This window comes from Lamprocystis purpurea DSM 4197 (genome assembly GCF_000379525.1).
In the GTDB taxonomy this organism is placed as follows: Bacteria; Pseudomonadota; Gammaproteobacteria; order Chromatiales; family Chromatiaceae; genus Thiodictyon; species Thiodictyon purpureum.
The window spans coordinates 1-20,762 of sequence record NZ_KB902543.1; the positions used below are offsets into that span (position 1 = coordinate 1).

The 20,762-nt window shown below is 62.7% G+C and carries 23 protein-coding genes; 6 read left to right on the top strand and 17 right to left on the bottom strand.

The window, feature by feature from the left end:
- The first annotated feature begins 50 nt into the window (after window positions 1-50).
- Entirely contained in the window at window positions 51-287 is a 237-nt protein-coding gene (locus A39O_RS35430; protein WP_083924521.1) for a DUF1214 domain-containing protein, read from the top strand.
- Window positions 288-748: 461 nt separating this feature from the next.
- On the opposite strand, the gene A39O_RS41315 is transcribed toward A39O_RS35430, so the two are convergent.
- The 5 genes from A39O_RS41315 to A39O_RS0127060 all read right to left on the bottom strand — a co-directional run bounded on the left by A39O_RS41315 (window position 749) and on the right by A39O_RS0127060 (window position 3,690).
- Window positions 749-1,036, bottom strand: coding sequence for a hypothetical protein (locus A39O_RS41315; RefSeq protein ID WP_157640449.1), 288 nt, complete (start codon window positions 1,034-1,036; stop codon window positions 749-751).
- Window positions 1,037-1,039: 3 nt separating this feature from the next.
- Complete coding sequence (locus A39O_RS0127045) at window positions 1,040-1,282, bottom strand: antitoxin (RefSeq protein ID WP_020507788.1); 243 nt, start codon at window positions 1,280-1,282, stop codon at window positions 1,040-1,042.
- Window positions 1,283-1,439: 157 nt separating this feature from the next.
- Window positions 1,440-2,219 (bottom strand): hydroxyacylglutathione hydrolase, encoded by a 780-nt coding sequence (gene gloB / locus A39O_RS0127050; RefSeq protein WP_020507789.1) that lies wholly within the window; start codon window positions 2,217-2,219, stop codon window positions 1,440-1,442.
- Between the two features lie 99 nt (window positions 2,220-2,318).
- Complete coding sequence (locus tag A39O_RS0127055) at window positions 2,319-3,023, bottom strand: ERCC4 domain-containing protein (protein WP_040528905.1); 705 nt, start codon at window positions 3,021-3,023, stop codon at window positions 2,319-2,321.
- A 31-nt stretch (window positions 3,024-3,054) separates the two neighbouring features.
- Window positions 3,055-3,690: a 3'-5' exonuclease gene (locus tag A39O_RS0127060; protein ID WP_322786464.1), complete on the bottom strand. Its 636-nt coding sequence runs from the start codon at window positions 3,688-3,690 to the stop codon at window positions 3,055-3,057.
- A 770-nt stretch (window positions 3,691-4,460) separates the two neighbouring features.
- On the opposite strand from A39O_RS0127060, the gene A39O_RS0127065 reads away from it, so the two are divergent.
- On the top strand, window positions 4,461-6,257 hold the full coding sequence (locus A39O_RS0127065) for a PhoX family protein (protein ID WP_020507792.1): 1,797 nt from the start codon (window positions 4,461-4,463) through the stop codon (window positions 6,255-6,257).
- Between the two features lie 112 nt (window positions 6,258-6,369).
- Window positions 6,370-8,049 (top strand): hypothetical protein, encoded by a 1,680-nt coding sequence (locus A39O_RS0127070; protein ID WP_020507793.1) that lies wholly within the window; start codon window positions 6,370-6,372, stop codon window positions 8,047-8,049.
- Window positions 8,050-8,095: 46 nt separating this feature from the next.
- On the opposite strand, the gene A39O_RS0127075 is transcribed toward A39O_RS0127070, so the two are convergent.
- The gene (locus A39O_RS0127075) at window positions 8,096-8,794 is read right to left on the bottom strand and encodes a protein-L-isoaspartate(D-aspartate) O-methyltransferase (protein WP_020507794.1); all 699 of its coding nucleotides are present in this window, start codon (window positions 8,792-8,794) and stop codon (window positions 8,096-8,098) included.
- Between the two features lie 382 nt (window positions 8,795-9,176).
- Between A39O_RS0127075 and A39O_RS0127080 the strand changes: the two genes are divergently transcribed.
- Window positions 9,177-10,505, top strand: a complete 1,329-nt coding sequence (locus A39O_RS0127080) for a glutaredoxin family protein (protein ID WP_020507795.1) — start codon at window positions 9,177-9,179, stop codon at window positions 10,503-10,505.
- A gap of 228 nt (window positions 10,506-10,733) precedes the next feature.
- On the opposite strand, the gene A39O_RS0127085 is transcribed toward A39O_RS0127080, so the two are convergent.
- Window positions 10,734-12,719 (bottom strand): hypothetical protein, encoded by a 1,986-nt coding sequence (locus tag A39O_RS0127085; protein WP_157640450.1) that lies wholly within the window; start codon window positions 12,717-12,719, stop codon window positions 10,734-10,736.
- A 54-nt stretch (window positions 12,720-12,773) separates the two neighbouring features.
- Between A39O_RS0127085 and A39O_RS41320 the strand changes: the two genes are divergently transcribed.
- Entirely contained in the window at window positions 12,774-13,025 is a 252-nt protein-coding gene (locus A39O_RS41320) for a hypothetical protein (protein ID WP_157640451.1), read from the top strand.
- Window positions 13,026-13,381: 356 nt separating this feature from the next.
- On the opposite strand, the gene A39O_RS0127090 is transcribed toward A39O_RS41320, so the two are convergent.
- The 5 genes from A39O_RS0127090 to A39O_RS0127115 form a co-directional block, all read right to left on the bottom strand.
- The gene (locus A39O_RS0127090) at window positions 13,382-15,163 is read right to left on the bottom strand and encodes an McrB family protein (protein ID WP_020507797.1); all 1,782 of its coding nucleotides are present in this window, start codon (window positions 15,161-15,163) and stop codon (window positions 13,382-13,384) included.
- Between the two features lie 550 nt (window positions 15,164-15,713).
- A complete protein-coding gene (moaD, locus tag A39O_RS0127100) occupies window positions 15,714-15,968 on the bottom strand; it encodes a molybdopterin converting factor subunit 1 (RefSeq protein ID WP_020507799.1) in 255 nt (84 codons plus the stop codon).
- 10 nt (window positions 15,969-15,978) lie between these two features.
- The gene (locus A39O_RS0127105) at window positions 15,979-17,232 is read right to left on the bottom strand and encodes a molybdopterin molybdotransferase MoeA (RefSeq protein WP_020507800.1); all 1,254 of its coding nucleotides are present in this window, start codon (window positions 17,230-17,232) and stop codon (window positions 15,979-15,981) included.
- Window positions 17,233-17,242: 10 nt separating this feature from the next.
- Window positions 17,243-17,773 (bottom strand): molybdenum cofactor biosynthesis protein B, encoded by a 531-nt coding sequence (gene moaB, locus A39O_RS0127110; protein ID WP_020507801.1) that lies wholly within the window; start codon window positions 17,771-17,773, stop codon window positions 17,243-17,245.
- Between the two features lie 216 nt (window positions 17,774-17,989).
- Window positions 17,990-18,337 (bottom strand): TusE/DsrC/DsvC family sulfur relay protein, encoded by a 348-nt coding sequence (locus tag A39O_RS0127115; protein ID WP_020507802.1) that lies wholly within the window; start codon window positions 18,335-18,337, stop codon window positions 17,990-17,992.
- On the opposite strand from A39O_RS0127115, the gene A39O_RS35435 reads away from it, so the two are divergent.
- The gene (locus A39O_RS35435; protein WP_051088895.1) at window positions 18,275-19,135 is read left to right on the top strand and encodes a LysR family transcriptional regulator; all 861 of its coding nucleotides are present in this window, start codon (window positions 18,275-18,277) and stop codon (window positions 19,133-19,135) included. The two genes, A39O_RS0127115 and A39O_RS35435, sit on opposite strands and share 63 nt — an antisense overlap.
- Window positions 19,136-19,202: 67 nt before the next feature.
- On the opposite strand, the gene A39O_RS35440 is transcribed toward A39O_RS35435, so the two are convergent.
- The 5 genes from A39O_RS35440 to A39O_RS39410 form a co-directional block, all read right to left on the bottom strand.
- Window positions 19,203-19,568, bottom strand: coding sequence for an MOSC domain-containing protein (locus tag A39O_RS35440; protein WP_020507804.1), 366 nt, complete (start codon window positions 19,566-19,568; stop codon window positions 19,203-19,205).
- Window positions 19,559-19,744, bottom strand: a complete 186-nt coding sequence (locus A39O_RS42985) for a hypothetical protein (protein ID WP_245561992.1) — start codon at window positions 19,742-19,744, stop codon at window positions 19,559-19,561. Before A39O_RS42985 ends, A39O_RS35440 begins: the two co-directional genes overlap by 10 nt.
- Window positions 19,745-19,764: 20 nt before the next feature.
- Entirely contained in the window at window positions 19,765-19,872 is a 108-nt protein-coding gene (locus tag A39O_RS41325) for a type II toxin-antitoxin system HicB family antitoxin (protein ID WP_245561993.1), read from the bottom strand.
- Window positions 19,873-20,259: 387 nt separating this feature from the next.
- Window positions 20,260-20,487: a hypothetical protein gene (locus A39O_RS0127130; RefSeq protein ID WP_026199774.1), complete on the bottom strand. Its 228-nt coding sequence runs from the start codon at window positions 20,485-20,487 to the stop codon at window positions 20,260-20,262.
- On the bottom strand, window positions 20,465-20,746 hold the full coding sequence (locus tag A39O_RS39410; protein ID WP_083924916.1) for a BrnT family toxin: 282 nt from the start codon (window positions 20,744-20,746) through the stop codon (window positions 20,465-20,467). The genes A39O_RS0127130 and A39O_RS39410 overlap by 23 nt, the downstream gene beginning before the upstream one ends.
- Window positions 20,747-20,762: the final 16 nt, after the last annotated feature.

The following is a 20,762-nucleotide window of genomic DNA, read 5'->3' on the forward strand; positions in this document are numbered from 1 at the left end:
CCGCGAACAACTTCTGGTCATTCACGGTGTATTCGGGGCAGCACCGATCGATGCTTGAAACCGACCAGAAGCTTGCCGGCGTGGACAGCAATAACCCGGCGCTCAAACCGAATTCGGACGGTTCGTATACCGTGTGGTTCGGGCCCTCGCCGCAGAAGGGGCACGANGGCAACTGGATCCAGACCATGCCGGGCAAGAGCTACAACGTGCTCCTGCGCCTGTACGGCCCATTGCAGCCGTGGTTTGACAAGACTTGGAAGCCGGGCGATTTTGAACTGGTGCAGTAGGCGCCGGATCACGACGAGGCCCGCTAACCAAACGCTGCGGCGGACCGGGGTGGCGTCGCGCCACTCGTGATTCAGGTGCGAGCCGGATGCCGCCCCGGCCGCTGAGCGTCGGTCCGTTATCCCTGACCCGCAAGGTCCGAAACGGGTTCTAGCCGGCCTATCGGGAGCGTGACCGCCAGCGTCTGCAATGCGCGTCTAGGAGACGCTCGCAGGTCTCGACCGGGTGGCCGGATTTGGCCGATTGCTGACGGCTAGTCGAGTCCTGATTGATGCCGATCAGCGTCCATTCCGAGCACCCATTACCAGCACCGCGTCCAGACTGGCCTCGATGGATACGCGCGGCTGGTAGACGGATGGCGAGGCCTGGAAATCCAGGGCCCCGATCCGGTCGGAACCTGACCCCAACAGGTAGGTCAGTTCGTCGAACTCGACCAGCGCGGCGTCCTGGCCGCGGCGTCTGGTCAGCGGATTGATAATGACGCGGCGTTCCCAGGCGTCGGGCGCCGCGTCGCGCAGACAGAAATGGATGTCGTCGTCGCGGCGGCGCTGCTCGCCCGATTGCAGCGGCAGTCCCCGAGGCTGTCCTTATCGGCGACGAGTTCGTCAGCGACAACTGAATGCCCCGGCACGTCTTTACCTGGATATGCGACGACGATATTGCCCGGCCGACACAGAATCTCATCCCTGCTGGGGATGATCGCACGCGCGGAAAGGATTTTGGTGTCGAGCAGATAGCGCAGCCCACCCATGGCTTAAAGGCGAATGTCGTCCAAGGGCAACAGACCTTCGTCCACGTCGGGGAAGGGCTCATCGAGCGGCTCCCAGCCGGCGAGCAAGGAGGCGAGGTCCGGACGGCGCTTCACCGGTTCGACAATCAGGCGCTCGCCGTCCCTGCGAATGGTCGCCTCGTCCGCGTCGAGCTCGAACTCGTGAGGGATGCGCAGGGTTTGGGTGCGCCCGTTGCGAAACAGGCGGACGTGGCGTTGGGGCTGCATCGGAAATCGCTCCGAAAAAAGAACCGATGCTGAAGCATAGGGCAGGCGACCTGACGAAGCGAGATGGCTTCGATCGCTTTGGCCGCTTTCCTCACGACCTTGCTGCTCAAGCGCCGTGTGCCGGGTGTGCCGCAGCCCGATCGCGCGCGTTCCGGGCTCAATCGTACTTGGTGTCCTTCCACTGCCGCAGGGCCGTGAACACCGCCGCGTGGCCGACGAGCGGGTGCCCGGCGAAGCGCTCGGCCGCGGCGATCACGCCGGGCTCGCCGGTGCGCAGGAAGGGGTTGGTGGCGAGTTCCTCGGCCAGGCTGGAAGGAACCGTCGGCAAACCCGCGGCACGCGTCGTTTCGGCGGTCTGGGTGCGCGCGCGCAGGGCCGGATTCTCCGGCTCCACCCAGCGGGCGAAGCCGAGATTCGCCAGGGTATATTCGTGTGCACAGTAGCAGCGGGTCGTCGGGTCCAGGCCGGCGATACGCCGCAGCGAGGCGGACAATTGCGCGAAGGTGCCGTCGAAGACCCGGCCGCAGCCGCCGGCGAAGAGCGTGTCGCCGCAGAAGAGCGCGCCGTCGGCCAGGAAGGCGATGTGGCTCGCGGTGTGACCAGGGACTTCCAGCACGCTGAAGCGGGTGCTCAGACCCGGCGGCTGCACCTGATCGCCTTCGCCGACCTGCCGAGTCAGTGCGCGGATGCGCGGTTCGCGGGGACCGATGACGGCGAGTTCAGGGAACGCCTGGCGCAGCTCCGCGAGTCCGCCGACATGGTCGCCGTGATGGTGAGTCACCAGCACGGCGGTGAGCCGCAGTCCCGCAACGGCCAGGGCTTCCAGCACCGGGTCTTCATCTCCCGGGTCCACCACCACGGCGTCGCCGCCGGGCGGTTCGGTCAACAGCCAGATGTAGTTGTCGTCAAAGGCGGGGAGTGGGCGGATACGGAGCATGGTCGGGCAGCCTGGCGATGAAGACGGTTGCACAATACGGCCCGGTGCCGTCAGCCTCAAGCGCACGTGACCGCGCGTGCGCTCCGGCGGCATTGCGGACTACACCACGCCGATCCAGTCGGCGCCGTTCGGGCTTAACAGTTGGTAATCAGGGCGCGGGTCCTCAACCGCCCATCGAATCGAACCCGCGGTGGTCGGGCCGATCCCAGGCACCGCCGCCAGCGCGTCGGCCGGAGCGGCCATGATCGCCTCGACCGAGCCAAATTGTTCCAGCAGCCGCCGCGCCCGCTCCGGCCCGATCCCCGGCAACCCCTGCAGGACCCGGCTCTGCACCCGTGCCTTGCCGCGCGGGCGTCGACCGGGCCTGGGCAGCGTGCCGACCGCGCGGACGCGCGCCTGCCGCGCAGCAAACAGCATCAGGCGCGCGGTCTCCTCCGCGTCCATGGACCGCAGCAGCGGGATGCCGAGAAACAGGGTCAAATTGACCAGCGCGCCCTGGATCGCCTCGCGCCGCATGTGGCTCTGCGCCAGGTCCCGCGCGCGACCCTCCAGGATCAGCGCGGCACGCAGGGGCGCGTTGGCAAGCCGCAGCCCCTGGGAGAACAGGCGCCCGTCTTTGATCGAGGCCACCAGGTCCAGCAGCGTCTTACGCTCGAACAGCAGGCTGTCGTCCACCTGATAATCGCCGACGGGCAGTCGCTCCACCCGCGTCAGCACGTCGGCCCGCTGTTGCAGCGCCGCGAGTACGGAGCCGGCCGACTCGCGGTCATCGACCACAATCGAGAAGCGTTGGCTGGTCGTCATCATCTGCTCGTGGAATGGTGCGATAGACCTTTCAGGCGCACGCCTTTTCAAAGCGCGCAACGCAGTCTTCAAGCCGGCTGGCCGGTGTGCGTTGGATCTTCGCGAGCAATTGGCAGGACACTGTCCCGAGCCCGAATCGCCGCATCAGTTCCTGTTCCAGATACAGGGTCAGATGCGCGGTCATCTCCGCATCGGCCTGGGCACGGTGATAGCGCCCGGTCACCGGCAATTTGGCATAGTCGACCAATGTGCCGAGCTTATGGTTGGGCGCCTGCGGCAGCACGCGCCGGGCAATCAGCATCGAGCAGATGAAGGCCTGGCATCGGGCGCGCCCGATGCGTGCCAGTTCGGCGTCCCAAAACTTGCTGTCGAACGAGGCGTTGTGGGCCACCAGCGGATAGTCGCCGACAAAGTCCGCCACCTCGGCCATCACCTGCCGGGCCGGCGGCGCCGCGCGCACCATCGCGTTGGTGATCCCCGTAAAACCCGTGATGAACCCGGGGATCGCCACCCCGGCGTTCATGAGGCTCTGATACTGAGCGACGATCTGCCCGTCGCGCACCAACACGGCGGCAATCTCGGTGGCGCGATCACCGCAATCCGGCGACAGGCCGGTGGTCTCAAAATCGATGACGGCGATGGTTTCCACCGTGATACTCCTGTTGATGCTTCAATAAGTAACGAGTTAACGATAAGTTAAGCAGTAAGTACGATCGTTGTCGTTGTCGGCCTTGATCGCAATCCCGGCCAGGGGCGTGCGTAGTCAGGGCTTCCAGCCCTGACGGTGTCAGGCCAGGATGGCCTGACTACGCACCCGGCGAGCCCAAGTGGCCGGAATCTTGATCGAGGCCTCGTTGTCGTAGTCGGACGCTCGGACAGCAAAAGGACGCGGTGTGAGAGCATTCTCGCGGACATCGTAAACTCGATTACGACAACGACAACGACCGAGACGCTGACGGCGTTCCCTTTAGGGACTTGTTTCGCTTCAGTGAACGGTTCCTGAGCCGCCGGGGCGCGTGTCAGGGCGTCTTCGCTGCCGCGGGCATGTTAACCCTGAAAGTCTCCGGCCGCTCCCACGGGCGACGCCCGTCGTGCGTGGTGGGTCATGTTTGCCAAGATCAGGACGGCAAGGATCGTTCGTCCGAAGGCAGTCGTGCGCGACTCAGTCCGACGGTCACCGGCAGGAACCGGATCGGCAGCAGGTTGTGTCCGGTGACGGCGCCGGCCGGCCCTTGCCGATAGCGAGCGGGTTCCTGGTCGCCACCAGGCGACCGAGCAGGATCACCAATCGCAACCGAGCGCTTCGCTCGGATTTCTTGAATCCTTCATCAGAAAGAAATATTCGTCACTTAACATCCGCGTCCAGGCAAGGGCGTCCGCGCGCACCCGATCCGCGCGGCGCTCTCCGCGTTTTTCTCATCTTCCTGGATTTAACCGATGAAAATCAAGCTGATCACTCTGGCCGTTGCGGCAACCCTCGGCGGCATGGTGCAAGCCCATGCGGGCACCATCGCATTCACTGAGGTTACAGTACCTACGACCGACGCTGAGAAACGGCAAGTCCGGACCTCGCCCTCCGTCACGGTTGATGACACGACGGTCAATATCGGCTTCCACCCCATTCTGCGCTCTGGAGACAGGGCAGGCAGGGGAATTTACGGACAGATTTTCGACAAGGATGGATCTAAGTTGAAGGCGGAGGACGGCTCCCCATTCATTTCCAACGACAACGACTTCGCTTCTCTGCTGCACGGGAAGGACAAGAACGACCTGTTCATGGTCTCCCATTTCGAGTCCCGGCCCGGCGCCATGTACCTGACTCAGCTCAAGCAGGAGGGCAACGGCGAGCTGACGGCTCTGCGCACCCGTGCCTTGGACTTCTCCCATGTCAATGGCGGCTGGGTGCACTGCGCCGGCAGCGTGACCCCTTGGGGTACTCACTTGGGTTCCGAGGAATACGAGCCGGATGCGAAGCAGTGGCGCGACGCCACCATCAGCGAATACAACGCTGCGATGGCCGCCTACTTCGGCGCGGCTCCAGCCGACGCGGGAGTGGTCGTCAATCCCTATGACTATGGTTATCCGGTCGAGGTGAAGGTTGACACTTTCCGTGATGCGGACGTGGTCAAGCATTACGCCATGGGCCGTATGGCCCTGGAATTGGCCTACGTCATGCCGGACAACAAGACCGCCTACATGTCCGACGATGGCACCAGTATCGGACTGTTCCGCTTCGTCGCTGATCAGAAAGGCGATCTTGGCGCGGGCAACCTGTGGGCCGCCCAGTGGAGCCAGAAGAGCGGGGAGGGTATGGGTGAGGCCACGCTGAACTGGATCAGCCTGGGCCACGCCACCGATGCGCAGGTCAAGGAATGGATCGGCAAGTACAAGTTCGCCGACATCTTTGAGGAAAGCACTCCCGTCGCCGATACCTGCGCGGCGGGCTTCACCTCGATCAACGCCGGCCACGAGGGCGCCATTCACCAGTGCCTGAAGCTCCGGGACGTGAACGGCGACGGCGCGATCGACGCTGCCGACGAGGCCATTGCCTCCCGCCTGGAAACCCGCCGCTGGGCCGCCATGGAAGGTGCCACCACCGAGTGGCGCAAGATGGAAGGCATCACCTTCAAGCCCCACACCCGGCAGCTCTTCATCGCCATGTCCGAGATCAATAAAGGCATGGAGGACAACACCGGTTCCGATGTGGGTGGCCCGAACAGCATCCGCGTCGCCAAGAATAACTGCGGTGGCGTGTACGTGTTGGACGTAGATAGCACCTACACCGCGACCAATATGGTCGGCTTGGTGGCAGGCACGCCAACATCCTATCCCGCGGGTGATATCTACGCCGGTAACACCTGCGACGTGGCTGGTATCGCCAACCCGGACAACCTGACCTACCTGCGCCGCTACAACACCTTGATCATCGGCGAAGACTCCGGAAGCGGCCACCAGAACGACATGATCTGGTCCTATGATCTGGGCAGCCGCAAGCTGACCCGCATCCTGACCACGCCCTACGGGTCCGAAACAACCTCGCCCTATTTCTATCCCGACATCGACGGTCATGCTTATATTATGGCGGTCGTGCAGCACCCTTACGGCGAGTCCGACACGGACAAACTGGAGGATCCCAGCCAAGCTCGCGCCTATACCGGTTTCATCGGCCCGCTTCCGAAGATGGATGGCGAACCCTCGCCTGGCGATAACTATGGCGATCACGATGGCGATTGAGTCGAGCAATCCCCCCATGGCCCCGGCGAGTGACTGACCGGCATTCATGGTGCAATGCTATGCAACGCGGGGACCTTCGGGTCCCCGCTTTTTCGTTCCGTGAGGAAAGCGCATGAAGATCATCTCCTCGTTCACCGCTCTGTTGGCACTGGTGCTTGGCACTGGGAACCTAAGCCACGCCTTGGAGGAGCGGGGCGATCCTGCGTCGTTGAAAGCGCGTATCCTGCACAGTCCGGCCGCCTACATCCCGTCCCAGTGCTACACCAAGACCCGCGATGAGCAGGGTGGGGTGCACAACCCCTGCTTCAGCTGCCATACCAGACCGCGGCGGCCAAATTTTATTAACGACTCCGATTTGCAACTCGGTTACGACTTTTCCGAGGTCCCGCGAACCAATCCCTGGAAAAATCTATTCAAAGATCGTCGCGACGCGGCGGCAACGATCGGCGACGAGGAGGTTCTGACTTACGTCCGCAGCAGTAATTATCTCGATGCCCGAGGCCGCATCGTCCCTGCCGACAGGTTGGGCAAGGTACCCGCCCACTGGGACTACGACGGCAACGGCACGTGGGAGGGTTTTGTGCCCGACGCCCGTTTCGTCTTCGACGCTGAAGGCTTCGACCGCGATGCTCAGGGCCGTCCGACCGGCTGGCGCGCTTTCGGCTATTACCCCTTCCCAGGTACTTTCTGGCCAACCAATGGCTCGACCGACGACGTGCTGATCCGCCTACCCGAGGCCTTTCGCACTGGCATTGATGGCAAGGAGGAGCTGATCGTCTACAAGACCAATCTGGCCATCGTCGAAGCCATGCTCCAGGAAAAGGATGTCCCCATCGACGCGGTGGATGAACTCGCGTTGGGAGGCGTTGACCTGGACAAGGACGGCAAGATCGCCACGGCAACGAAGATCGCCTACCACTGGGCGCCCCTCACGGAGCAATACATGTGGTACGTCGGTAAGGCCTTGGATGAGCAAAAGGCGGGCCGGGTCCATCTGGCCGCCGGACTCTATCCGGAAGGCACCGAGTTTCTTCACACGGTACGCTACATCGATGTGAACGAGGCCGGCGACAATCTACTGGCGCCGCGCATGAAGGAAGTGCGTTATGCGAGGAAGCGTTATTGGGCGAGCTACGCCGACCTGGAAAACTTGGCCTTAAAGGAGATCAAGGAAAAGCACGACTTTCCCGATCGTCTGCGCACCGTGCGCGGCAACATCGAGGCCGGTGTCAGCAACGGGCAGGGCTGGACTTATGCCGCTATGATCGAGGATTCCCAGGGCGAACTGCGTCCCCAGACCTACGAGGAACTGGTCTTTTGCGTTGGGTGCCACGGCGGCATCGGCGCCAATCGGGATGGTATCTTCTCGTTCCACCGTAAGCTCGACTGTGCCGGCGCCTACCAGAAAGGTTGGTATCACTGGTCACAGAAGAGTCTCCGTGGTGTGCCGGAACCTATCCGCTCCGACGGCGAGCCGGAATATGCCTTCTACCTGAAAACCAATGGCGCGGGTGACGAATTCCGCAACAACCTGGAGGTGATGGACAAGTTCTATCACCCGGACGGCAAGCTGAAACCGGAGATGCTGGATCGGTTGCGTGAGGATATCTCGACGCTGCTGTTTGCTTCAAAGCTGCGTGCTCTCGAGATGAACAAAGCCTATTGGATGATTGTCCGCGATCAAAGCTTTATCGAAGGCCGCGATGCCACGATGGTGCCCATGAGGAATGTCCACGAGAACGTGAAAGAAGACGAGCGGACCGGCGTGGAAGCTTCTGTCGCGGGATTCTGACGAGCTAAGGCGATTGACAGAAATCGCCTAATCATGTTTTCCAAGATCAGGGCGGCGAGGATTCTTTGTCCGAAGGGGGCGCTGACCGACCCAGTCCACCGGTTACCGGCACGAAGCGGACCGGCAGCAGGTTGTGGCCGGTGACAGCCCCGGCCGGCCCTTTCCGATACAAAGCGAGTTCCTGGTTGCCCCCGGGCGCACCGAGCGGGATCACCAGTCGACCGCCTGGTTTGAGCTGGTCGAGCAGGGCCTCGGGCAGGCGCGGGGCCGCGGCGGTGACGATGATGCCGTCGAATGGAGCGGCCTGCGGCCAGCCGAGCCAGCCGTCTCCCGTGCGGACCTGGACCTGATCATAACCCAATGCCTGCAAGGTTATGCGTGCCCGCTCGGCCAATTCCGGGAGGATCTCCATCGAGTAGACCGCCACCCCCAGGGCGGCCAGCACCGCCGCTTGATATCCGGACCCGGTGCCGAGCTCGAAGACCCGATCGCCAGCGCCGACCCCGAGCAGTTGGCTCATGATGGCGACGATATAGGGCTGTGAGATAGTCTGGCCGCTGCCGATGGGCAGGGGATAGTTGGCGTAGGCCAAGTCGCGCTGAGCGGGCGCGACGAACGCGTGGCGGGGCACCCGGCGCAGGGCGTCGCTGACCGCCGGGGCGAGGTGGTCGAAGCCAATGGCGGCGGCGGTCATGCGGACGTCCGATTCCACCTCGGTGAGCAGGGTATCGCAGGGTGTCGTCATGGGTTGCTCCGCGGAGTGGATGCGCGGGCCGTTACGTTGGCCGACGGTGCTCGGGAAGCGTCCGGACGGTCGGACGCGGCAGCGATCGTGGTCATAGCGGATCAGCAGCCGGCGGCGGCTTGGGTTCGTCTGCAGTCACAGGGCGTCCATTCTATACCCATCGTTGTTGGTTTTTCGTTTCTCGTTTTTCGTAACCCGATGCTTGATAAACCCTAACGAAAAACAGAAAACCGAAAACCGTTCCGTATAACACGCGAGACCGGCGCCCCCGAGCGACTGGGGGCAACCTTTCGGGGGTAAAATGCCGATCTTCCCGAGCCAGGCGCCCGGCCCCGTGGCCTGGGTTGTCCTGGTTTCATCGCGCCGCTGTTCGGGTAGGGTCATGCTGCACTTTCGTCTCACTGGTCGTGTCCTGTTGTTTCTGTCGCTTGCACTCGGGGTCTTGCTCGGGTCCGCGTTGAGGGCGAACGCCGAGACCGCGTCGTCCGACGCGATCGAGTGGCTGGCGACCGATGCCGCGGGTCAGCCGCGCGTTCCCATCTATGTCTTCTGGTCCAGGCAATGTCCCCATTGTCGCGAGGCGCTGCCGTTTCTGGCGCAGTTGCGTGATCAGGAACCCTGGATCGAGGTTCGCGATTTCGAGATCAACAAGAGCCGCGAGAACACCCAGCGCTATGTCGAGATGGCCCAGGCGCTCGGCGAGGATGCGCGCTCGGTGCCGGCCTTCTTCGTTTGCGGTCAGATGCTCACCGGCTATGACAACGCGCAGGGCATGGGGGCACGGATCCTCGGGCTGGCCCGCTTCTGCCGCCAGGCGACCGGCGCGGAGGCCGCCGCGGGTGAGGGTGCGGCGGCGGTCGCCGGTGACGCCCCGGCACCGACGATCGAGGTGCCCTTCATCGGCACCCTGGACGCCGGGTCGCTGTCGCTGCCGCTGTTCACGCTGGTCATCGCCGGGCTGGATGCCTTCAACCCCTGTGCCTTTTTTGTGCTCCTGTTTCTGTTGAGTCTCCTGGTCCACGCCCGCAGTCGGGCCCGCATGCTGCTGATCGGCGGTACCTTCGTGCTGTTCTCCGGGCTGGTCTATTTCCTCTTCATGGCGGCCTGGCTCAATCTCTTCCTGGTGGTGGGCGGGGCGCCGGTGGTCACCACCATTGCGGGCGCCGTCGCGCTCGTCATCGGGGGATTGAACGTCAAGGATTACTTCTGGTTCAAACAGGGTCCCAGCCTGTCCATCCCGGAGGGCGCCAAACCCGGACTCTTCAAACGGATGCGGACCCTGGTGACGGCGGATCGGCTGGGGACCATGCTGATCGGTACAGTCGTACTGGCGCTCGCCGCCAACAGCTATGAACTCCTGTGCACCGCCGGTTTCCCGATGGTCTTCACCCGCGTGCTGACCCTGAACGACCTGACCCCGGCCGCCCACTATGGCTACCTGGTCTTCTATAACCTGATCTATATCCTGCCGCTGCTCACCATCGTCCTGGTCTTCACCTACACCCTGGGGACCAGGAAGCTGACCGAGCAGCAGGGGCGGATACTCAAGCTGCTATCCGGTTTCATGATGCTGGGATTGGGGTTGGTGATGCTGATCGCCCCGGAACTGTTGTCGCGGCCCTGGGTCGGTGCCTTGCTGTTGGGGACGGCGCTGATACTGGCCGCGACCATTGCGTTGCTGGAGCGGCGGATGCGCTCGGCGGCGTCTTAGGCGATTGCCGCAAGCGCGTCGGTCCGCACCGCGGACCCAAGGGTTAAGGCCGCGATCCGGCCTCGATCAAGATTCTGGCCACTTGGGCTCGCCGGGTGCGTAGTCAGGCCATCCTGGCCTGACACCGTCAGGGCTGGAAGCCCTGACTACACACGCCGCTGGCCGGGATTACGATCAACGCCCGCGATCCGTAGGGTCCGCTATGCGGACCGGCGGCCCGCGCCTGCGCTAAATCCAGGTCGGGTGCCCGGACACGGCTTGGTCGCTTGACTCGGCTTGGATCATGTATTCGCCGCAATGAGGACATTTGATATCGTAGGGGTTCAATGCCCGTGTGTCATGAAAGGTCCAGTAGGCGCCGAGCTTGAACAAGCTGGTATTGCAACTCCAGCAGTAATTTTGGACAACGAGTTGTCCGCACAGCTCATTGCAACACCGTTCTGCCTGGGACCGACCGCGCGAGTGTTCGTGCTCGGTTTCGGACTTGCTGAAAGCCACTTCCCGGCAGGCCGGACAGAAGGGTACGATTGAGTTTGCCCCGGCGTCGGTGTCGGCGAACAGAAACAGGTGCATCATGATGAGCCGGATCAGCGGGTCGGTCGCGCCTGGACGCAAAAGTACCGCCCCAAAGCGATGATTCGGATGCCCCTGATCCCATTCGGGCCGCGTCGCGGGATCCGGCGTGAAATGCCCGCCGCCATAGCGGCAATAGCGCTGCCACTCTTGGACCGAGTTCTGATCCCGACCGGGGTGCAATACGAACACGCGATTGCGGCCCTGTTCGTCATAACCCTTTTCCAGCAGGTCAGCCAGCTTTTCATCGAGAGTCGGTCCGGGTTCCGCTGAGCCAATCGGCACGAACTGGTTGAATTTGGCATCCATGATCAGTTTCGGGCGACCAGCGGGTCCGAAGGTTGCCATGTGCGTTGCTTCGGTTAATCGGGGGTCGATCAGAGTGATGACGAAATCCGGCGTGCGCGGCTCGCCGTTCATCAGCAGTCGCGGCTCATACTCCAAGAGAAGGGTGCGGTTCGCCGTCACATCATGGAAGCGTATGCTTAGTGTCTTGTCCTGAGTCCATTGACCAACGAGGGCGGTCAGCAGATCGCTTTGATAGCGCCGCTCCGGAACCAACTGAAACTCTTCCGTCAGCACGCGCACGATCTTGAGCAGACACCAGCGCTCGTAGACTCTCGGAAGATCCAGTATCCCCACCCTGTCCTCGCGGAAGAGCCGATCCAACAGTGAAAGATCAAGGTTGGCGGCTTCGAGTGCGCGCCGAAACGCCGCCAGCGCGCCGCGATAATCGGGATCCTGCACATAGGCCATCGCGCCGGTGGGAATCAGACTCAGAGTGCTCGCTATGCCAAGGTCGCGGGCACGTCTCAGCACCGGTGCCAGTTGTTCACCGAGATCCTTCAGCGCGGTGGACGTCTTTGTCCAGTGATCGGACTGAGTTTGGTCATGCTGGGCTCGGCGGAGTTCGGATTGCTGGTCGCGTTCCTGATTCTGTCGTTGTTTCTGGGTGAGCCTGCGGCGATAGCCGGGCTGTTCGATGGCCGTTTGTTCGCGAGCCAATCGCTGCAATTCTTCTTGGACCTTGCGCTCCCATCCCGACTCAAGTGCTGTAAGTTGCAGGACCTCATAGGTGACACAGGGGTACTGGTCATTGGCGTAAGACCAGTCAGGGTTAAACCTGCCGGACGCGGTATAGCTTTCGCCCTTCCTGAAAACCACTGTGACTGCGTCGCAATCCGCCCGAAAGACCAACCGCTGATTCTTGTCGGAGGGGAGCGGATGATCAGCCTCGTCAAGCCAGTCGAAAAAGCAGCCGACTTCGTTGTGGTGTCCTGTCTTGGGCACGCTTGTGACTCTGATTCGCAGGGTCATTACATCTCCATGCGCGACCTTGCCTTTCAGCAACCGTGTTCGACACTGTTGCATCGCGGAAAACTGCTCCTTCAATTCCGCGATCTCTTGGCGAAGACGCTCGGGTGAGACTTGAGCACCGCCATCCGACTCCGTCGCCCGCCGCCACGTCTCGTCCGCTCGTTGATGAAATTCCAGGGTACGGGACTCGGCCGCACGCCGCAATGCCTGAATCGACAGATCCAGTCGGCTCGCCATACCGAGCAACTGGCGGTTTTCCGGGGTATCGAACGACGGCGCATGACCGCGGCCGGTCACCCGCCGCGGTGAACCGCGCAGGGCCAACTCCTGAAAGGTCCGGTTGGTCGGACGCACGCGCTCCAACGGTTGAGCTTCCAAGTGCTCACGCAATTCGCTGTGCGGCCGGTTCAGGGCACGACGCACGTAGCGGATATGGTCGCGAACCGCGGCAAGGTAATCCTGATTGACTCCGCCGGCGGGACGTTGCGCCGTCACGGTGGTCGGGCTCTTCGTATCGAGGATGAGTTGCCACAGGCCGGTTCGAAACTCGTCCACCAAGGTCTCAAACTCATCGGGATTGAAGCCCGGTATGGAAATTCGCAGATCCACCTCATAGCCACCAATCCGTAAGCGCGCTGCACCGGCATGATTTCGGGTCAGGGGTGCGTGGCTTTGGTGTTGCTTGTTCCAATCGCCTTTCTCGATCCACCAGATGCGCGACTCGTCGGCGCGTACCGGGCTCAGCGGCCAGGATGTACCGTCGGCGAGTATCAGCAGTGGCGTATCATCCGTGTTCACCGTCACGCCAAGTTGACCCACCTGGCTGGGGCTGACCTCGGGATAAGCGAAAGTCTCGCCGGTATACCGGCCGGAGCCATCGTCGAACAACTGGATGGGCGAGCGGGCGAGTTCAATGCGCGACGGGGTATTTTTTGTTTCCCAGGTCACCCGGACGATGCGAAGTTCAAACGGGGGTGGCGCCATGGTCAGGCCCAGTAATTGTAGATTCCGTCATTGGCTTCGGCGCGCTTGATCAGCTTTCGTAGTGCATCCTTGGCATCAGCCTCCGGTGCCGCCTTTAACCGATCGGCGACATCCTCTTGAAACTGTGAAACCAGTGCTGCAACGGTTAAGGTGCCCAGTCGTGATGGCTGTTTTCCATCAAATGAAAAGCGCGGCAGCAGTTTTTGCTTGATGAGTTGGTTCAGTACCAAGGCGTCACATGCTTCACTCGACATCCCTGCTTCCAGGAGCAGACTGAGGTGTTGTCGGAAGGCCGCGGCTTGCCGAATCAATCGCAATCCGATCTCGATCCCCATAGGTTCCAGATAGCGATCGGCCCACTGCATCAGCGCCTGCGAAACCGCATCGGTCGTGTGGGGAGCGAACGGGGGATAGGGCTCGCGCGGGAACTCAGTCGCGGGAATGCACACGCCGGTCTCAGGCAGGGGGCTGTCGCCGATCTCTTTGATCACTTGTTGCCAATAGCTCAGCGGGCTTTGAAATTGAAGCACATGGGCACGGTCCAGCACCTTTGGCGAAAGGTAGTGGGTGGTCGCATCCATGTTCACCGTTCCAACAAAGCGGACATTCGTCGGAATACGCAGTCGGGACGGCACCTTGAGTACGCCGGCAACCATGCGCCGCAAACGGGCGTGGGTGTGCAGAACGGATTCGCCGTCGTCCATGCCGAGCCGGTCCTTGAGTTTGGCAAGGATCTCGCGATCTTCCAGGACGGCATCGAGATCCTGCAGGTCCTTGCCCGCGCCCGCGTCCATCAGACTGTCGACCAACAGCTTGAATTCGGTATGGACATGCCCGGCTTCCTCGTCCGCGTAGAGTGCGATGGTCGGCGGTTCGTCGCGTTCTTCCAAAGCGGAAAGAAAATCGGCAAAATAATACTCAATACGCGCCAGATTCATCTCGTCGAGACAGATGATGTGCAACCGCTGCGGATCGCGCTGCGCGGTGAGGAGCGCATCGAGGAAGGGCGGGGTGAGATAGCTGCGCTGCAACGGATTGTAGTAACCGATCAAGTCCTCGGCACTGGTCCAGTTGGGCTTGACCGGAATGATGTGCGCCACGTTCCCGGTTGCTTTGGCATAGGACTTGACGAGCATGGTCTTGCCTGAACCGGACAGGCCCGAAAGGATGATAAAGTCGCCGGTCAGCATCAAGGCATGGAAGGTAGCAAGCAGTGCGCGCGGATAGATGATCTGCTTGCGGTACAGATAGCGCTGGAGGTGAGAGGCGAGTTGGGGATAACCTCCCTGCAGATCGGTGAGGGTGGGCCAGTCGCTTGTCGGCGTCGCGGCATCCGACTGGGGCAGACCCAGGAGTGTGGCGCGTTGCTCTTTGGTAATGAGTTTGAGTTCAAAGAGACGGTCGGCCTGATTCTGGACCGAGTCGGTTAGTTGTTGGCTCTGATTCGCCAGACGCCTGAGCGTCTCGTCATAACTGTTACGTATCTCCACAAGCTCACGCCGAAGCTGCTCGGTCTCCTGCTCACGGATAGAGCTGGCCTCAGCCTTGATCTCGGCAAGGATCTGATCGTGTTTTTCCGTAACTTTGACTATCCGTGCTCGAAGGTCTTGGAGTTCCTTACGTTTATCCGCGATGGCGGTTGTGATTTCAGCAACGCTGGCACTCAATTTCTGTTCCTGATTTTCCGGGTCGGCGTCGCGCTTCTGGACGTCGTGACGCCGCTGCTCCGGCAGTAGGGTGCTGGTCGCGGCGCCGGTCTTGTGCCCGGGCTTCCGTTCGTTCATGTCGTGAGGTCGGGGTCCATCGCAAGGTTTAAATGGTTCAGAGACTCAAGGCGTCGTTGTCCTTATGACACGTAAGATACCTGTACCTTAGGTCCGGGAATCGAGATCTGGATCATGTTTGCGCGCCTGGCTCGTCCTCCCAAGCAAAGGCGATCAGATTGCGTGCGGATTTGCGGTAGGGCAGGGCAACTTCGTGGATGCTGCCGAGGAGGCCAGCGAGGATAGTGTACACGCGTGCTGCCTTCGTCTCGATGGCTTCGGCAAGCCCCTTGGGCGGTTGCCGGAGATTCTGTGCCAGGTCGCTGATGTCTTGGCAAAGGCCTTTGGTCGCGTGTTACCCCCAGCAATTCCAAATTTGGGCGGCATCGCGCGACCCCTGGTGGATGCGGCGCGCGCCACCGCCGTGCCGGGTCCCTGACATCGAAAAGCGCGCCTTATCCACCCTACAGCGGCGCCGGTTTTGTAGGGTGGATAAGCGCAGCGCATCCACCATCAGCCTCGCCGCCCAAACGCTGCTGACGGTGGCCACCAAAATTTGGAACTGCTGACGTTACCCTCCGGTGACTGGCGGAAAGATCCCGATCTCGTCACCATCCCGAATCGTGACCTCGGGGCGAACGATCTCCTGATTCACGGCAATCATCAGCCGCTCGCCTTCGCGCAGCGTATTGGCCCAGACTCCGCCGCGGTCGCGCAGGTGGGCGAGCAGGTCGGCGGCGGTCGCGATCCCGGACGGACAGGCGACGGTTTCCTCGGCCAGTCCGAGCTGTTCGCGAAAGCGGGCGAAATAGAGGATGCGGATCATGGTGGCAGTGTCAGTGGAAGAGGTTGGCGAAGGGGATGAAGTCGACCCGGTCCCCGCGCCGGATCACCTGGCCGGGCGCGATCTCGATCAGACCTTCCGCCCAGGCGACCGATGACAGGACCGCGGAGGAGCGGGTGGGATAGACCGCCAGTTCCAGTTCGCCGTCCTCGCCGGTCTCCAGTCGGGCACGATGGAATTCGGTGCGCCGGTCCGGCTTGGGCCAGTCGAAGCCGGCGCGCAGTTTGAGTGTGCGTGGTGTCAGATCGCCGGTCACGCCCTGCATGTGCAGGATGAGCGGACGGGCGAAGAGACAGCAGGTCACGAACAGCGACACCGGGTTGCCGGGGCTGCCGAAGAAGGGCGTCTCGCCGACCCGGCCGAAGGCGACCGGCTTGCCGGGGCGCATGGCGATGTTCCAGAGATCGAGACGACCGAGCCGTTCCACCGCGGGCTTGAGATGGTCCTCCTCGCCCACCGAGACGCCGCCGCTGGCGACGATCAGATCCGCCACCGCCGCGCCACGGCGCAGGGCTTCGATGGTGTCATCGAGGGTGTCGGCGACGATGCCCAGATCCAGAATCTCGCAGCCAAGACCCTGGAGCAGCCCCCGCAGCGTATAGCGGTTGGAATTGTAGATTTGGCCCGGCCCCAGCGGCGCGCCGGGCATCGCCAACTCATCGCCGCTCGCCAGGATGGCGACCCTCAGGCGTCGATAGACCTGCAGCTCGGCCACGCCGACCGATGCGGCGAGCCCGAGATGCTGGGGCGCCAGCCGGGTGCCGGCGGCGATCACCCGCGCGCCGGCCTGGATGTCCTCGCCCGCGCGTCGGATATGCGCCCCGGCCTTGACGTCGAGCGGGATGACGACCGTCTCGCCCGTGCGGGTGCACACCTCCTGGATCACCACGGTGTCGGCGCCCTCGGGCACCGGCGCGCCGGTGAAGATGCGCGCGGCGGTACCGGGTTCCAGCGGAGTGCCGGTGATTCCGGCCGGGATGCGCTGGGTGACCCGCAGGCGTCCGTCCTGCGCGGCCAAATCCGCGTGACGGATGGCATAGCCGTCCATGGCACTGTTGTCCCAGCCGGGGACAGGGATGGTGCTGGTCACCGGGGTGGCCAGTACGCGCCCGAGCCCGGACTCGGTCGGGATACGTTCAAGGTCGGTGATCGGCTGGACCCGCGTGAGCAGGACCTCGATCGCTTCCTGCTTGCTCAGGGTCGGACGCCGCTCGGCGGTCGATTCGCAGTCGTTCTGGGTCGCCATGGCGCGCCCCTCAGCGCTCGCGCAGACGCGGGATGAGCTGGGCGAAGTTGCAGGGCCGGGTGCGGATGTCCAGTTGCGGCAGCAGGATGTGTTCCCAGGCGGTGCGGCAGGCGCCGGTCGAACCGGGCAGACAGAAGACAAAGGTGCCGTTGGCCAGGCCGGCGAAGGCGCGGGACTGGATGGTCGAGGCGCCGATCTCGGCAAAGGAAATCTGACGGAACAGTTCGCCGAAGCCCTCGATCTCCTTGTCGAACAGCGGCCGGACGGCCTCGGGGGTACTGTCGCGTCCGGTCACGCCGGTCCCGCCGGTGCTCAGGACGACGTTGACCTCAGGGTCGGCGATCCAGCCCGAGACGACCGCGCGCAGTTGATAGACATCATCGGGCGCGATCAACTTGGCGATGACCCGATGTCCGGCCGTCTCGGCGCTGTCCCGCAAAAAGTGCCCGGAGGTGTCCTGGTCCTCGCCCCGGCTATCCGAGACGGTGAGGATCGCGATATTGAGCGGCAGAAAGGCCTGCTCAGTGAAGTGCTCGGTCATGCCACTCTCCTGCGTTGTAACGCCTGTTCGTCGATCGCGATGGTGCGGCTGGAGTCGAAGGCCGCGCGTGACCGTCAGCTTAGGCGATTTCCGGACCACCCGATACCACTCACCATCGGCTCGGATGTCGATGCGACTTCAGTCGCACCGATTCGGACGCAGGTGCGACTGAAGTCGCACCTACACTGACCGGTATCCAAACTGTCCGCAATCGCCTCAATGCTCGCCCTTGGTCCGCAGCAGTCCCGCCAGCCGATTACCCTGCTTCTGTGGTCCGCCGCGCGGAAAAATCTGGTGAAGATAGCGGTTGCTGCCGCGCTCGGGTCCCCAGACCTCGCGGAAGTGAACGATCATGTCACGTACGGTGGTCTGGATGCCGTTGCGGGCGAAACGCGCGCGCAGGAAGCGGATCACCTCCCAGTGCTCCCCGGTCAGGGTCAGCCCCTCCTGCGCGGCCAGGGCACGCGCGAAGTGCTCCGACCAGTCCGAGGGATCGACCAGATCAAGACCTTTCTCGCGGTCGCCGCCCACGGCAGCTTCCTGGAGGCCGCCGCGCGGGTGCATGTCACGCAGTCGACCGTCAGCGCGCGTATCCAGAACCTGGAGCAGGGACTCGGCGCGCGGCTGTTCGTGCGCAATCGCTCGGGCGCCAGCCTCACCCCGGCCGGACAGCGTTTCCTGCGTCACGCCAAGACCCTGCTCCTGACCTTTGAGCAGGCGCGTCACGATGTCGGCTTGCCGAGTCGCTTCCGCGCCAGTCTGACGATCGGCGCGCGCATCGCGCTCTGGGACGCGTTTCTCCCGCACTGGGCCGGGCGCATGCGTGCGGCGGCGCCGGACATCTCGCTCAACACCGAGATCGGCTTCGAGGAGGATCTGATGCGCCGCATCATCGCCGGCACCATGGATCTGGCCCTGATGTACAGTCCCCAGCAAGGCGCGGGCATCCAGGTCGAACACCTGTTCGATGAGACCCTGATCCTGGTCGGCGACGCGCCGGACCGGTCCCCGCCGGACGACGGCTATGTCTATGTGGATTGGGGGCCGACCTTCTACGCCCAGCACCGCAAGGTCTATCCCGACCTGGAGCGGCCGGCGCAGACCGCCAACATCGGTTGGCTCGGCCTACAGTTGATCCTCGTCAACGGCGGCACCTGCTTCGTGCCCGAGCGCGTGGCCGCCGGCTATCTGCGCGGCGGCTGTCTGTATCGGATCCAGGGGACGCCGACCCTGACGCTGCCGGCCTATGTCGTCTATCCGGGCGACAGCGATTCCAGCGAACTCACTACCGCGCTGATTACGCTGCGCGCGCTGGTGGCCGAGGGTTTGGCGGCGGGTGTCGGCGGTTCGGAAGACGGCTGATCCTCAATCGCCAGGCTCTTCCCAAACCGCTGGGGATTACCACCCGAACTCCGGATAGCGCCAGGCGCTAGACCGGTTCGAGCCCTTGATGAGGATCGGCCGGTAAGGTCAGTCGAATCGCGTCCCCCGTAACGACGGTTCCTCCATTCACGACGACACCCATGACCCCGGACTTGCGGATGAGACTGCCGTCCGGCGCGCGGTCGAGCACCGCCGCCATGAGTCCGGGCCGGTAGGTATCGAGTTTGGAGCAGGGGCTGCGCAAACCCGTGAGCTGAATCACGGCCTCGCCCCCGATGGACAGCGTGGTGCCGCGCGGGAGCGACAGGAGGTCGAGGCCCCGTGTGGTGATGTTCTCGCCCATGCTGCCCGGCTCGATCGCGAAGCCGTGCGCAACCAGTTCGGCGAAGAGTTCGCTCTGTATCAGATGCACCTGCCGCAGATTCGGCCGGGCCGGATGGGTCTGACATGGAAGCGGTGCCTGTCGGCGACCCCGCAATGCGCATCACCCTCGACTCCAAGCCCCGCCAGCAGACGGATGCTCGGCCGGGTCTGCTTGGAAAAGCCATGACGCGCGTTCGCGGCAACGGCAATGACGAGCGGGTTCATAGCACGCAACCTCGGGTGAGTTATGGCATCCGCACCGCGGCCGCTGAAAAACAACCGGGGAAATCGGGGATCGTGACGCCGTTGGCGTGGTCGGTGTCGCCTGGATGCCTACACACCGGATACGGCATGATCTCAACGCCTATTGCGCAAGCTTACACAAGCGATCTGCCATGGCAAGTCCAGCCTCGATCCTGGCCTCGGAAGTTGAGCCCGTAAGGCCGCAACGTGTAAGAATGAGCCGGCTGGCGCCGGCTTGAACGACGTCTCACGCGGACGCAGACGAGGAGGTCGAAAGGGCACGGGGTATTGGGGTGCGGACAGAACCACCAAAAAAACCGCGCACCCGGCTTACCGAAAAAGTCGCGCAGCGACCCCGTGGGAGCGGCGTCTCGCCGCGATGGGGCCGGGCGCGTAGTTGCAGATCACCGCGGCACCGCATCGCGGCGGGACGCCGCTCCCACGGGGGACATTCATCTTCCGGGGCGGCTGATTTCCCTTCCATGGCCGTTAGCCGCTTAGGTGTTCTTCTCTTGAGCACGCAGCACACGGGCTAGAGTCCGCAGTGCTTCATTAACACATTTGGCATCCGGAAAAACCTCAGCGACGTCGGCGTCCAGTAAGACTGTGGTAGCCGTGCCTTCAAACGCCTTGGCATATTTCCCGCGGACCCCGCCTTTCATGGTTTCAAAATCATATTCTTCACGCATTTTGTCGGATTGCCTAATGTCTCGCTTGGTATTCATAGAAGGAGCGCTCTTTGGTTGTCGCCTTTCTTGCGCTGATGATCCGAATGATGTCGTCGCGAAAGGTATGTGAAACGACTAGGATGTTACCTGAGTCTGACATTCCGATAGATAGGAAACGGTCTTCTTCACTTGAATGGTCGGTGTCAGGATAAGTAATGGACAAAATGTCGCGAAATACGCTAATCGCTTCGCCAAAAGTAATCTTGTGTTTCCGTTCGTTCCTGACGGATTTCTGTCTGTTCCACTCGAATTTCATAGGTCCGTTACAATGG

Coding starts and splice junctions, on each gene's coding strand:
- A39O_RS0127080 (WP_020507795.1), top strand. CDS start 9,177: ATGCTGCACTTTCGTCTCACTGGTCGTGTCCTGTTGTTTCTGTCGCTT.
- A39O_RS0127070 (WP_020507793.1), top strand. CDS start 6,370: ATGAAGATCATCTCCTCGTTCACCGCTCTGTTGGCACTGGTGCTTGGC.
- A39O_RS0127075 (WP_020507794.1), bottom strand. CDS start 8,794: ATGACGACACCCTGCGATACCCTGCTCACCGAGGTGGAATCGGACGTC.
- A39O_RS42985 (WP_245561992.1), bottom strand. CDS start 19,744: ATGAACCCGCTCGTCATTGCCGTTGCCGCGAACGCGCGTCATGGCTTT.
- moaD (WP_020507799.1), bottom strand. CDS start 15,968: ATGATCCGCATCCTCTATTTCGCCCGCTTTCGCGAACAGCTCGGACTG.
- A39O_RS0127105 (WP_020507800.1), bottom strand. CDS start 17,232: ATGGCGACCCAGAACGACTGCGAATCGACCGCCGAGCGGCGTCCGACC.
- A39O_RS0127090 (WP_020507797.1), bottom strand. CDS start 15,163: ATGAACGAACGGAAGCCCGGGCACAAGACCGGCGCCGCGACCAGCACC.
- A39O_RS0127065 (WP_020507792.1), top strand. CDS start 4,461: ATGAAAATCAAGCTGATCACTCTGGCCGTTGCGGCAACCCTCGGCGGC.
- A39O_RS0127130 (WP_026199774.1), bottom strand. CDS start 20,487: ATGAATACCAAGCGAGACATTAGGCAATCCGACAAAATGCGTGAAGAA.
- A39O_RS41325 (WP_245561993.1), bottom strand. CDS start 19,872: ATGCCGTATCCGGTGTGTAGGCATCCAGGCGACACCGACCACGCCAAC.
- A39O_RS41315 (WP_157640449.1), bottom strand. CDS start 1,036: ATGGGTGGGCTGCGCTATCTGCTCGACACCAAAATCCTTTCCGCGCGT.
- A39O_RS0127045 (WP_020507788.1), bottom strand. CDS start 1,282: ATGCAGCCCCAACGCCACGTCCGCCTGTTTCGCAACGGGCGCACCCAA.
- gloB (WP_020507789.1), bottom strand. CDS start 2,219: ATGCTCCGTATCCGCCCACTCCCCGCCTTTGACGACAACTACATCTGG.
- moaB (WP_020507801.1), bottom strand. CDS start 17,773: ATGACCGAGCACTTCACTGAGCAGGCCTTTCTGCCGCTCAATATCGCG.
- A39O_RS0127115 (WP_020507802.1), bottom strand. CDS start 18,337: ATGCACCCGCGCGGCGGCCTCCAGGAAGCTGCCGTGGGCGGCGACCGC.
- A39O_RS0127055 (WP_040528905.1), bottom strand. CDS start 3,023: ATGACGACCAGCCAACGCTTCTCGATTGTGGTCGATGACCGCGAGTCG.
- A39O_RS39410 (WP_083924916.1), bottom strand. CDS start 20,746: ATGAAATTCGAGTGGAACAGACAGAAATCCGTCAGGAACGAACGGAAA.